Origin of the sequence: Luteimonas endophytica, from assembly GCF_029887875.1 — a bacterium.
Taxonomy (GTDB): Bacteria; Pseudomonadota; Gammaproteobacteria; order Xanthomonadales; family Xanthomonadaceae; genus Luteimonas; species Luteimonas endophytica.
In genome coordinates this window covers 118,973-130,624 of record NZ_JARXRM010000036.1, presented here as the reverse complement: position 1 = coordinate 130,624, position 11,652 = coordinate 118,973, and the positions used below count along the sequence as shown (strand labels likewise).

Annotated in this window: 8 protein-coding genes; 5 read left to right on the top strand and 3 right to left on the bottom strand. The window is 70.8% G+C overall.

Annotated features, from left to right (window positions below; genetic code table 11):
* The first annotated feature begins 61 nt into the window (after positions 1-61).
* The 5 genes from QFW77_RS12840 to QFW77_RS12820 all read left to right on the top strand — a co-directional run bounded on the left by QFW77_RS12840 (position 62) and on the right by QFW77_RS12820 (position 6,608).
* Positions 62-2,149, top strand: coding sequence for a S9 family peptidase (locus QFW77_RS12840; RefSeq protein WP_280575151.1), 2,088 nt, complete (start codon positions 62-64; stop codon positions 2,147-2,149).
* Positions 2,150-2,276: 127 nt separating this feature from the next.
* Positions 2,277-3,524 (top strand): DUF819 family protein, encoded by a 1,248-nt coding sequence (locus QFW77_RS12835; protein ID WP_280575150.1) that lies wholly within the window; start codon positions 2,277-2,279, stop codon positions 3,522-3,524.
* A gap of 129 nt (positions 3,525-3,653) precedes the next feature.
* The gene (locus QFW77_RS12830) at positions 3,654-5,330 is read left to right on the top strand and encodes a carbon starvation CstA family protein (RefSeq protein ID WP_280575148.1); all 1,677 of its coding nucleotides are present in this window, start codon (positions 3,654-3,656) and stop codon (positions 5,328-5,330) included.
* A gap of 10 nt (positions 5,331-5,340) precedes the next feature.
* Positions 5,341-5,634, top strand: a complete 294-nt coding sequence (locus tag QFW77_RS12825) for a cory-CC-star protein (RefSeq protein ID WP_280575147.1) — start codon at positions 5,341-5,343, stop codon at positions 5,632-5,634.
* Complete coding sequence (locus tag QFW77_RS12820; RefSeq protein ID WP_280575145.1) at positions 5,625-6,608, top strand: ArsA family ATPase; 984 nt, start codon at positions 5,625-5,627, stop codon at positions 6,606-6,608. The genes QFW77_RS12825 and QFW77_RS12820 overlap by 10 nt, the downstream gene beginning before the upstream one ends.
* 388 nt (positions 6,609-6,996) lie before the next feature.
* Here QFW77_RS12820 and QFW77_RS12815 read toward each other — a convergent pair whose 3' ends face one another.
* From QFW77_RS12815 to QFW77_RS12805, 3 genes are all read right to left on the bottom strand, one after another.
* Positions 6,997-8,004: a magnesium and cobalt transport protein CorA gene (locus QFW77_RS12815; protein ID WP_280575144.1), complete on the bottom strand. Its 1,008-nt coding sequence runs from the start codon at positions 8,002-8,004 to the stop codon at positions 6,997-6,999.
* A 59-nt stretch (positions 8,005-8,063) separates the two neighbouring features.
* A complete protein-coding gene (locus tag QFW77_RS12810; RefSeq protein WP_280575142.1) occupies positions 8,064-10,103 on the bottom strand; it encodes a glycoside hydrolase family 97 protein in 2,040 nt (679 codons plus the stop codon).
* Between the two features lie 287 nt (positions 10,104-10,390).
* Complete coding sequence (locus QFW77_RS12805; protein ID WP_280575194.1) at positions 10,391-11,620, bottom strand: lipoprotein N-acyltransferase Lnb domain-containing protein; 1,230 nt, start codon at positions 11,618-11,620, stop codon at positions 10,391-10,393.
* Positions 11,621-11,652: the final 32 nt, after the last annotated feature.

Genomic DNA, 11,652 nt, shown 5'->3' with positions numbered 1-11,652 from the left:
GGACCGCGCCGAGGCGGCGGCATCGGCTACCATCGGGCGCTTGCCTGCTCCGGAGACCCTCATGACCCTGCGAACCGCCCTGCTGCCGCTGTGCCTGCTTGCCGCCCTGCCGTCGGTCGCGACGGCGCAGCGGGGTCTGGAGGCCCGCGATCTGGCCACCCTGCCGCGCGTCTCGTCCCCGGTGCTGTCGCCCGACGGCGGCCGCGTGGTGTTCGCCGAGCGCACCGTCGACTACGCCGCGGACAAGGCCAGCAGCGCGCTGTACCTGCGCGACCTGCGCACCCGCGACCTGGCGCCGCCGCGGCGGCTGACCCCGGAAGGCTGGAACGTCAATTCGCCGGCGTTCTCGCCCGACGGCGGCACCGTGTACTTCCTCAGCGGGAAGGGTGGAACCCAGCAGCTCTACGCGATCCCGGCGGCCGGCGGCGAGCCCCGGCAGCTCACCGGCTTCGCGCTCGATATCGGCAGCTACCGGCTCTCGCCGGACGGGACCCGGATCGCCTTCAGCGCCGAGACCTTCGCCGACTGCGCAGACGCCTCCGATGGCGACGTCTTCGCCTGCACCAAGGCCGAACTCGACCGGCGCGAGAACGACAAGACCAGCGGGGTGGTATACGACACCCTGTTCGTGCGCCACTGGGATACCTGGAAGGACGGGCGCCGCAGCCGCCTGTACGCCGCCGAGCTGCCGGCGGCCGGCGCGGCGCCGGCGCAGGGCGCCGGCGCGATCGCGCTGAGCCAGGCGCTGGACGGCGACATCCCCTCCAAGCCGTTCGGCAGTGCCGACGACTATGCCTGGGCGCCGGATGGCGGCTCGGTGGTTGCCAGCGTCAAGGTGGCCGGGCGCGAGGAGCCGTGGTCCACCAACTTCGATCTCTACCGCCTCGACGCCGGCGGCAGCCGGCCACCCGAGAATCTCACCGCCGACAACCCGGCCTGGGATGCCGGCCCGGTGTTCAGCGCCGACGGCGGTACCCTGTTCTACCGTGCGATGGCGCGCCCCGGCTTCGAGGCCGACCGGTTCGCGGTGATGGCCATGGACCTGGCCAGCGGCGAGGTGCGCGAGATCGCTCCGGACTGGGACCGTTCGCCGAGCGGCCTGGCGCCGGGCGCGGACGGCACCCTGTACGCGGCGGCGCAGGACACCGGCCAGTACCCGCTGTTTCGCATCGACGTGGCCAGCGGCGAGGTCGCGCAGCTGGTCGCCGGCGGCACCGTCTCGTCCTACCAGCTGGCCGGCGACACCCTCGCCTTCACCCGCAACTCGCTGCGCAGCGGCGACGTGTTGTACACCGCCGCGCCGGACGGCGCGAACCCGCGCCAGATCACCCCGACCGCGGCCGAGCGCCTGCCCGAGGTGCGCTTCGGCGAATACCAGCAGTTCGACTTCCGCGGCGCCGGCGGGGATACCGTACACGGCTACGTGGTCAAGCCGTGGAACTATCGCGAAGGCGAGCGCTATCCCGTCGCGTTCCTGATCCACGGCGGCCCGCAGGGCAGCTTCGGCGACGGCTGGAGCTACCGCTGGAACCCGCAGACCTATGCCGGGCAGGGCTACGCGGTGGTAATGATCGATTTCCACGGCTCCACCGGCTACGGCCAGGCCTTCACCGACTCGATCAGCGGCGACTGGGGCGGCAAGCCGCTGGAGGATCTGCAGAAGGGCTGGGCCGCCGCGCAGCACGAGTTCGAGTTCCTCGACGGCGACCGGGCCTGCGCGCTCGGGGCCAGCTACGGCGGCTACATGGTCAACTGGATCGCCGGCACCTGGAACGAGCCCTGGAAGTGCCTGGTCAACCACGACGGCGTGTTCGACACCCGCTCGATGGGCTACGTGACCGAGGAACTGTGGTTCACCGAGTGGGAGAACGGCGGCCCGGTGTACGAGCGCATGGAGGCCTACGAGAAGTTCAACCCGGTCCGGCACGTCGACCAGTGGCGGGTGCCGATGCTGGTGGTGCAGGGCGAGAAGGACTACCGGGTACCGGTCGACCAGGGGCTGATGGCGTTCACCGCGCTGCAGCGCCGCGGCATCGAATCGAAGCTGCTGTACTTTCCGGACGAGAACCACTGGGTACTCAAGCCGAACAACAGCGTGCTTTGGCACCGCACCGTCAACGACTGGCTGAAGCGGCACCTCGGCCAGTGACGGCCGCAACGCCCGCCGTGTCCGGCGCCCCGACGGCATTCGGCGGGGCGTGCCGGCCCGGTCCCCGTGCGCCGCGCGCGGCCGCCGCTGGCGAACACCTTCCAAACCGATCCGCCCGGAGCGCCTGATGGACGAGACTTCCACCGCCCTGATCACCAATGACGCGGTCGTCATGGGGCTGCTGGCCGCGACCCTGGGCGCGGTGTTCTGGACCGCCTCGCGCAGCAGCGGGTTCTGGGCGAAGTTCTATACCTACGTGCCGGCGCTGCTGCTGTGCTACCTGCTGCCGGCGGTCTACAACAGCTTCGGCCTCATCGACGGCGAGGCCTCCGCCCTGTACCCGGTGGCGCGCGACTACCTGCTGCCGTCCTCGCTGGTGTTGCTGTGCATCGCGATCGACCTCGGCGCAGTACTGCGACTGGGCCCGAAGGCGGTGATCATGTTCCTCACCGGCACCGCGGGGGTGATGCTGGGCGCGCTGGTCGCGTTCGCGGCGATGGGGGTGATCGCGCCCGGCGTGGTGGCCGGAGAGACCTGGCGCGGGCTGACCACGGTGGCCGGCAGCTGGATCGGCGGCGGCGCCAACCAGGCGGCGATGAAGGAGGTGTTCGAGGTCGACGAAAACCTGTTCGGCCAGTTCGTCGCGGTCGACGTGCTGCTCGCCAACCTGTGGTTGGCGGTGCTGCTGTTCCTGGCGCCGCGCGCGGTGGCGTTCGACCGCTGGACCCGTGCCGATACCTCGGCCATCGACGATCTCAAGCGGCGCATCGAGGCGTTCCAGGCGCAGCATTCGCGCATCCCGGACCTCGGCGACCTGATGGTGATCCTGGCGGTCGGACTGGGCGCTACCGGGCTGGCGCACTTCCTGTCGGAGCCACTGGTGGCATGGATCGCTTCGCTGCCCGCGCAGTGGAACCTCGAGGACTACAGCCTCACCTCCGGTTTCTTCTGGCTGGTGGTCTTCGCCACCACCATCGGGCTGGTCCTGAGCTTCACCCCGGCACGGGGGCTGGAGGGGGCCGGCGCCTCGCGGGTCGGCTCGGCGATGCTGTACGTGCTGATCGCCACCATCGGCATGCAGATGGACCTGGGCGCGCTGCTGGAGCGGCCGGGGCTGTTCCTGCTGGGGCTGATCTGGATCCTGGTGCATGCCGGGCTGCTGTTGCTGGTGGCCAAGCTCATCCGCGCTCCGCTGTTCTTCCTGGCGGTGGGTTCCCAGGCGAATATCGGCGGCGCCGCCTCGGCCCCGGTGGTCGCCGCGGCGTTCCATCCCGCGCTGGCGCCGGTCGGCGTGCTGCTGGCGGTGCTGGGTTATGCGCTGGGCACCTATTGCGCCTATATCACCGGCCTGCTGCTGCGGTTCATGGCCGGCTGAGCCTTGGACCGCTTACGACTTTAGTCGCAATCCGCCGCCCGGCGGCGGGGCCGAACCTTCCATTCCGCGGCTGCAGCTTTCATGCTGCCCCGAGGCCGGCGCCGGGCCGGGACCACGGGAGACGCCAGGGTGAATGCGATCGTACTGCTGCTCGTCGGCCTCGCCGCGATGGCGCTGGGCTACGCGTTCTATTCGAAGTTCATCGCCGAGAAGATCTACCGGCTCGAAGCGGACTTCCGCACCCCCGCGCACACGATGCGCGACGGCGTCGACTACGTGCCGACCAACCGCTTCGTGCTATGGGGCCACCATTTCACCTCGGTGGCGGGCGCCGCGCCGATCGTCGGCCCGGCGATCGCGGTGATCTGGGGCTGGGGGCCCGCGTTCCTGTGGGTGGTGCTGGGCACGGTGTTCTTCGCCGGCGTGCACGACTTCGGCGCGCTGTGGGCCAGCGTGCGCAACAAGGGCCAGTCCATGGGCATGCTCAGCGGCAGCTACATCGGCCGCCGCGGCCGCAACCTGTTCCTGGTGGTGATCTTCCTGCTGCTGCTGATGGTCAACGCGGCGTTCGCGGTGGTGATCGCCAACCTGCTGGTCTCCACGCCGACCTCGGTGATCCCGGTGTGGGGCGCGATCCTGGTGGCGCTGGTGATCGGCCAGCTGATCTACCGCTATCGTGCGGGCCTGCTCTGGCCGTCGATCGGCGGGGTGGCGGTGCTGTACGCGCTGATCTGGGTCGGCAGCGTGTATCCCGTCTCGCTGCCGGAGACGGTGCTGGGCCTGAGCGCGAAATCGTTCTGGATCGTGCTGCTGTTCCTGTACGCGGGCGTGGCCTCGCTGCTGCCGGTCTGGGTGCTGCTGCAGCCGCGCGACTACATCAACGGCCTGCAGCTGTTCCTGGGCCTGGGGATCCTGTACGCGGCGGTGCTGATCGCCTCGCCTACGGTGGTGGCCCCTGCGTTCAACGACGCGGTGCCGGCCGGCACCCCGAGCCTGGTACCGCTGCTGTTCGTCACCATCGCCTGCGGCGCGATCTCTGGCTTCCACGGCATGGTCGCCTCCGGCACCACCTCCAAGCAGCTCGACAAGGAAACCGACGCGCGCTTCGTCGGCTATTTCGGCGCGGTCGGCGAGGGCATGCTCTCGCTGGCGGCGATCATCTGCTGCACCGCCGGCTTCGCCACCCTGGTCGACTGGCAGGAGGTCTACAACAAGTTCGGCGCCGGCAACGTCACCGCGTTCGTCAACGGCGGCGAAGCGCTGATCTCGCGGGGCCTGGGGCTGCCGCAGAACCTCGGCTCGACCATGCTGGCGACGATGGCGATCCTGTTCGCGGCCACCACCATGGACACCGGACTGCGCCTGCAGCGTTTCGTGGTGCAGGAGGCTGGCGAACTGGCCGGGTTCAAGATCAACACCCTGGTCGGCACGGTGCTGGCGCTGGTGGTGTGCATGGCGCTGGCGTTCGGTGCCGGCGCCGACGGCGCCGGCGGCATGGTGATCTGGCCGCTGTTCGGCACCACCAACCAGCTGCTGGCGGCGCTGACCCTGGCGATCGTCTCGGTGATCCTGATCAAGAAGGGCCGCAATCCGGTCTTCACCATGGTGCCGCTGGTGTTCCTGCTGGTGATGTCGCTGTACGCCCTGGTGGTGCAGCTGCGCACCTTCCATGCCGACGGCAACTGGCTGCTGCTGGGCATGGATGTCGTGATCCTGGTGGCCGCCCTGTGGGTCACGCTGGAGGCGGGGATCGCCATGGCCAAGGGACGCGATGCCGCGGGTGAGACCGACCCGGCCGGCGCCTGAGGCGTCGGCCGTGGCGGACGACGACCGCAGCGACGGCGGCAAGGACGGCGATTCCGTCCTGGCCCGGTTCGGTGCGGGGCTGCGCGAGTTCTACATGGCCCCGTACCGGCGCGCCTTCGCGCGCGCCCGGCGCGACCAGGACGACCTGTTCATGATGATCGTGTTCGCCGAATCGCTCGGCGTGCCCAACCCGGCCACCTACTACACGCTGGAACTGATGCCGGCGATGTACGAGCGTTTCCACGACTGGCACCGGCGCATGGGCATGGAGCGCTCGCCGCTGGACCATGTCTCGTGCTGCTGACGCTGGCGGCGTCGCGCCGGGTGCTGTTCCTCGGCGGCAAGGGCGGGGTGGGCAAGACCACCGTGGCCTCGGCGCTGGCGCTGGCCCAGGCGCGCGCCGGCCGCCGGGTGCTGCTGGTCTCGACGGATCCCGCGCACAACCTGGGGCACCTCTGGCAGCGGGAGATCGGTCCCGCCCGGGTGCGCGTGGCGGCCAATCTGGACGCCCTGGAGATCGATCCGGACGCGACGGTGCGTGCGCATCTGGAGGAGGTCGGCGCGGCGCTGCGCCAGCTGATGCCGCCGCACCTCGCCGGTGAGGTCGACCGGCACCTGGCGCTGTCGCGGGATGCGCCCGGCATGCATGAAGCGGCGCTGCTGGAGCGGATCGCCGAATTGGTGGACGAGGGGCTATGCGGGGACGACCTGCTGGTCTTCGATACCGCGCCCTCCGGGCACACCGCGCGGCTGATGGCGCTGCCGGAGATGATGTCGGCCTGGACCGAAGGCCTGCTGCGTCGCCAGGAGCGCAGCGAGCGCTTCGGCGCCGCGATGCGCAACCTCGGTGCCGACGACGGCGTCGCCGAGCGCGCGCTGGGCGGCACGCGCGGCGACACCGGTCGCGATCGCGACCAGCGCATCCGCCAGGTGCTGCACCGTCGGCGGCACCGCTTCGAGCGCCTGCGCGCGGCACTGGCCGACCCCGCGCTCACCGCGTTCGTGATCGTGCTCGCCGCCGAGCGCCTGCCGGTGCTCGAAACCATCGAACTGCACGCGCAGTTGCGGCGCGCCGGCGTGCAGGTGGGCGGGCTGGTGGTGAACAAGCGCTCGCCCGCCGATGCCGGCGAGTTCCTCGCCGGGCGCCATGGACAGGAAGCAGTGCACCTCGCGCACCTGCGGCGGGCGCTGCCCGAGCTGCCGCTGCAGGAACTGCCGCTGCTTGCGGGCGACGTGGTCGGGCTGGAGGCGCTGGAGGCGTTCGCGCGGCGGCTGTAGTCGCCTGGGGGTCGCCCGGCGACGTTGGCGCCCCCGCTGGTGAAAGCCCCGGGGGAGGGGCCGGTCCGGTTGGCGGTGATTCCGGTTGTGGCTGGCCGCGCGGGCTTTCGCGTGCATGGCACGCTCCTACGGAGGGCCGGCATGCCCGGTAGGAGCGTCCGATGGCCGCGAACGCCGCAGGGAACTCCGGTCCGGTTGGCGATGATTGCGGGCGTGGCCTACCACGCCGGCGTTCGCGTGCATGGCACGCTCCTACGGATCGCCTGCACTGCCCGTAGGAGCGGCCCATGGCCGCGAAGGCCGCGGGCGGCGCGGCTGGAGCTGGCGATGGTTTCCGGGTGCGGCGAGCCGGCCAGCTTCGGTCGGCCGGGCGGGGATCGGCTTGCGGTCACAGCCAGCGGGCGCGCTTGAACAGCCGGTACAGCAGGCCGCAGACGACCGCGACCACGCCGACCAGCAGCGGATAGGCGTAGCGCGCGTCGAGCTCTGGCATGCCCCGGAAGTTCATCCCGTACCAGCTCGCGATCAGGGTCGGCGCCGCCAGCAGCGCCGCCCAGGCACCCAGCTTCTTCACCGTCTCGCCCTGTTGCAGGGTGACCAGCGAAAGGTTGACGCTCAGCGCGGTGCCGAGCATGTCACGCAGGGCGTCGATCGAATCGTTGACCCGGACCGCGTGGTCGAGCACGTCGCGCAGGTACAGCCGCACCTCCTGGTCGTGGATCAACGGGCTGCTGGTGCGCACCAGCTGCGACAGCACGTCCTGCAGCGGCGCCACCGACATCCGCATGTAGGTGAGTTCGCGCTTGAGGTCGTAGAGGCGCACGATGGTCTCGCGGCGGTAGGTGTCGGAGAAGACGTCCTTCTCCAGCAGCAGCAGGGTGTCCTTGAACTGCTGCGCGATCGGCAGGTAGTTGTCGACGATCTGGTCGAGCACCGCGTAGAGCCCGTAGGAGGCGCCCAGGGCCAGCAGTTCGGGTTCGCGCTCCACCCGGGCACGGACCGGCGCGTAGGAAAGCGAGGCGCCGTGGCGCACGGTGATCAGGAAGCGCGGCCCGAGGAAGGCGTGGGTCTCGCCGTAGACGATGCGCTCGCCGACCATCTGCGCGGTGTTGACCGCGATGAACAGCGAATTGCCGTAGGCCTCGATCTTCGGCCGCTGGTGCGCCTTGTGCGCGTCCTCGATGGCCAGGTCGTGCAGGCCGAACTCCTCCTGCAGCTTGTCGAGCACGGTGTCTTCCGGCTCGAACAGACCGAGCCAGACGAAGCCGCCGTCGTCCGCCGCGAGCACGTCGCTGATGGCCTCCAGCGCGAGCGGATGGCGTTCGCCGCTGCCATCGTAGTGGAAGCAGTTGACAACGCAGGCGGGCAGCGCGGGCGAGCGTTCGTGTCCGGTCATCGCGGCATCCTGCGCCAGCGGGCGGGGCGCGGCAAGACCGCGCCGCGCCGGCCGCGCCGTCACTCGGCGACGAACTGGATCGCCTGCCCGCCGCCGGGCGCCAGCCGCAGGGTCAGCGTGTCGCCCGCGGCGACGGTGCGTTCCTCGATCTCCAGGTCGGTCTGATCGCCCTGCCAGCCGGCGTCCGGGCCGTCGCGGTAGATCCTGGCGGTGTAGCTGCGGCCTTCCTCGAGAAACGACAGCGCCACCCGCAGCTCGCGCGCCTCGCCATCGGTCACGGCACCCAGGTACCAGTCGTCGCCGCCGCGCTCGCGGCGGGCGATCACGGCGAACTCGCCGATCTCGCCCGCGACCACGCGGCTGTCCTCCCAGTCGACCGGCACGTCCTCGATGAATCGGAACGCGGGCAGGTTGGCCTGGTAGTTTTCGGGCAGGTCGACCGCCATCTGCAGGGGACTGTAGATCACCACGTACAGCGCCAGCTGCTTGGCCAAGGTGGTGGCGATGCGGCCGCCCGACCGGGTCCGCATCGAGAACACTCCCGGGGTGAAGTCGAACGGTCCGTCCAGCATCCGGGTGAACACCAGGGTGGCCTCGTGGCCCGGCGGATTGCCGGGCTCGCCCCAGGCGTTGTATTCCATGCCGCGCGCGCCCTCCCGGGTCATCCAGTTGGGATAGGTGCGGCGCAGGCCGCTGTCCTTGATCGGCTCGTGGGGGTTGACGCCGATGCGACGCTTCGCGGCCTCGGCGATCACCTTCAGGTGATGCCGCGACATCGCCTGGCCCTCGTGCCAGGCCTGGCGCAGGGTGCCGTCGGCGGCGCGCACCTTGGCCTGGCCGCCGTCGGCGACGTAGCCGGTCTTGACCGCGTCGATACCGAGCCGCCGGTACAGGTCGAACGCGTCTTCCAGCTGCGATTCGTAGTGCGCGACGTGCCCGGAGGTCTCGTGGTGGCCGATCAGGCGGACGCCCTTTTGCTGCGCATGCGCGGCCACCCGCTCGATGTCGAAGTCGGGATAGGCCTCGGTGAAGCTGAACTCCTCGCCGTTGGCGAACCAGTCGCCGTCCCAGCCGAGGTTCCAGCCCTCGATCAGCAGGCCGCCGATGCCGTGGTCGGCGGCGAAGTCGATGTAGCGGATCGCCTCCTCGGTGGTGGCGCCATGCTTGGGGCCCGAGCTCCAGGACTTGGTGTCCAGGTGCATTTCCCACCAGATGCCGAGGTACTTCATCGGCTTCACCCAGGAGACGTCGCCGAGCGCATTGGGCGCATTGAGGTTCAGCACCAGGTCCGATTCGGCGAGCCCGGCGGCGTCCTCGCTGACCAGCAGGACCCGCCAGGGCGTGGCGAAGGGTGCCGCGCGCTCGACCTTGGCGGCGCCCGTGCCGGGAAACAGCATCGCGCGCAGCCGCCGACCCTCGACCCGCATCAGGTTCATCGCGGAATAGTCGGCCAGCGCCGCCTCGTGCAGCGCCAGGTGCAGGCCGTCGTCGGTGCGCAGGGTGAAGGGGGTCTGGGCGAAGCCGACCTCGGCCAGCGGGGTGCGCTGGTAGACGTATTCCTTGCGGTTCCATTCCTGGGCCGGGATCCACCAGGCCGTGGCCGGCTCGGCGACGACGAACTCGGTCAGTTCGTCGGCGATGTTGAGCTGCCGCAGGCCCGGCTGCTCCGGGAAGTCGTAGCGGAACCCGATGCCGTCGTCGAAGACCCGGAACACCACGTCGAAACGACGCCTGGCGCCGACGCGTTCGGCAAACGTGACGCGCAGCTCGTTGTGATGGTCGCGCACGAAACGCCGCTCGCCCCAGGGCTGCTCCCAGGTCTGGTCGTGGCCGCCGGTGCGCGGCTCGAGCAGGTCCAGGTTGCGTTCGAGCTTGGGTGCGTCTGTCAGCATGATGCCCAGGCGCGAGGGTGCGAGCACCGGACGGCCGTGGCGCGAGACGCTGTAGCTGGCGCGGCCCTCGGGGTCGGTGGTCACCGCGACTTCGAGGGCGCCATCCGGGGAGGAGACGCGCGCGACCGGCCGCTCGTCGGTCGCGGGCTGGGCGATCGCGGACAGCGGCAACAGCACCGCGAGACAGAGCAGAAGTCGGTGGGGCATCGATGCGGTCCTCCAGGTTGCGTTGCGGCGCGCCGGCCGGCGCATCGCAGCTGCGCCCGATTCTTGCACGGTCGCCACCGGCGGGTCGTCGCATACGTATGCGGGTGATTCCGTCGCGCGCCGGGTCGGAACGTCGGCGCTTGCTCGAACGTGAGCGGTGGATGCGCGGGCTTCGGGTCAGCCTGCGCCGAGACCGGCGGAGGCTCTCCGGCGGAGCCGGGCCATCCATGGCCCGATCCGCCGCCGCAGGCCGTCCCTGGCCTGCTGTCCGCCTCCCCCGGCCCGGCTCACGCCCCGCGCGGTGGACCGAAGGCGTTCTCGCGGCCGGACGGCGCGGGCCTGGTTCGGTTGCGGCGACGAGGGGAGAGCATGGCGAAGAGGGCGAGGTGGATCGGGAGCAGCAGCGCGATCCAGTGCGCGTTGCGCTGCGGCAACAGCGGCAGCCATTGCAGGAACAGCGCCAGCACCGCGCCCAGGGTCACCGTGGCGAGGATCCAGTCGAACAGCCGGCCCGGAGCGCGCCCGCGCACCAGCCGCCACCCGCCCGGGAGCAGCAGCAACGCCAGCGGATCGAGCAGCAGCAGGTTGTGGTTGCTCCAGCCGAAACGATGCGCGGTGCAGCACCAGATGAACAGCATCGTCAGCCCGGCGAGGCCGGCCAGGCTCCAGAACGGCAGCGCCGCCAGCGCCAGCCATCGCGGCGCCCGCCCGCCCAGCCATGCCAATGCGGCGGCCGCCAGCAGACCCGCCAGCAGCCACGGCCACCACGGCCGCGGCGCCTCCGCCGGCTCCGGCGCCAGGCGGTGCGGCAACAGCTCGGACTCTGCCGCTACCAGCGGGTCGCCGTCGGCATTGCGCACCGTCCGCAGCGCGTCGGCCAACCGCATCGGCACGAACGCGTCCTCCCACAGCGAATGCGGGCGATCGGCGGCCGGGCCCAGGCCAAGATCGAAGCCCAGCCACATCCACGGCGCCGGCGAGGCCAGGCGCACCGCGTCGCTGCGATAGGTATTGCCGCGCGAGCGCCCCTGCAGCTGCCGGCGCAGCGCGCCGTCGAGCGCCGCGTCGAGCGCGTCGCGCACCCGCGTCGAGCAGTTGTCGGTGAAGTAGTCGTAGCGGTAGCGGGCGTTCTCCGGCAGCGCGTTGATCGCGAGCGCCTCGGCGAGGGCGCTGGCGCGGGCATCGTCCAGGTCGAGCCACTGGATCGACACCCCGCGCCCGACCTCGCGGTAGTAGGCCAGGTCCTCGGCGAGCGGCAGTACCGCCAGGCGGTAGCGCATCTGACCGCGCACGAAGTTGCCGAAGAAGTCGGGCTCCTCCATGTCGAAGAAGCCGAAGTTGTAGGACAGCGGCTCGCCCTGCGCCGGATCGTCGATCACGATCGCGTTGTGGCCGAAGCGCTCGAAGAACACCTCGCCGGGCAGCATCGTGATCACCCCCACGCGCGGCGCCGCCGCGGCCGCCGCCGGCAGGCAGCACAGCAGCGCGAACAGCACGAGCACCAGGTGCCGGATCATGGCGCGCGCGCGGGCGCCCTGCGCCGGCGGGA

What these genes read in the sequence shown, in the direction of transcription:
- QFW77_RS12840 (WP_280575151.1), top strand. Translation starts at nt 62, where the DNA reads ATGACCCTGCGAACCGCCCTGCTGCCGCTGTGCCTGCTTGCCGCCCTG.
- QFW77_RS12805 (WP_280575194.1), bottom strand. Translation starts at nt 11,620, where the DNA reads ATGATCCGGCACCTGGTGCTCGTGCTGTTCGCGCTGCTGTGCTGCCTG.
- QFW77_RS12835 (WP_280575150.1), top strand. Translation starts at nt 2,277, where the DNA reads ATGGACGAGACTTCCACCGCCCTGATCACCAATGACGCGGTCGTCATG.
- QFW77_RS12815 (WP_280575144.1), bottom strand. Translation starts at nt 8,004, where the DNA reads ATGACCGGACACGAACGCTCGCCCGCGCTGCCCGCCTGCGTTGTCAAC.
- QFW77_RS12810 (WP_280575142.1), bottom strand. Translation starts at nt 10,103, where the DNA reads ATGCCCCACCGACTTCTGCTCTGTCTCGCGGTGCTGTTGCCGCTGTCC.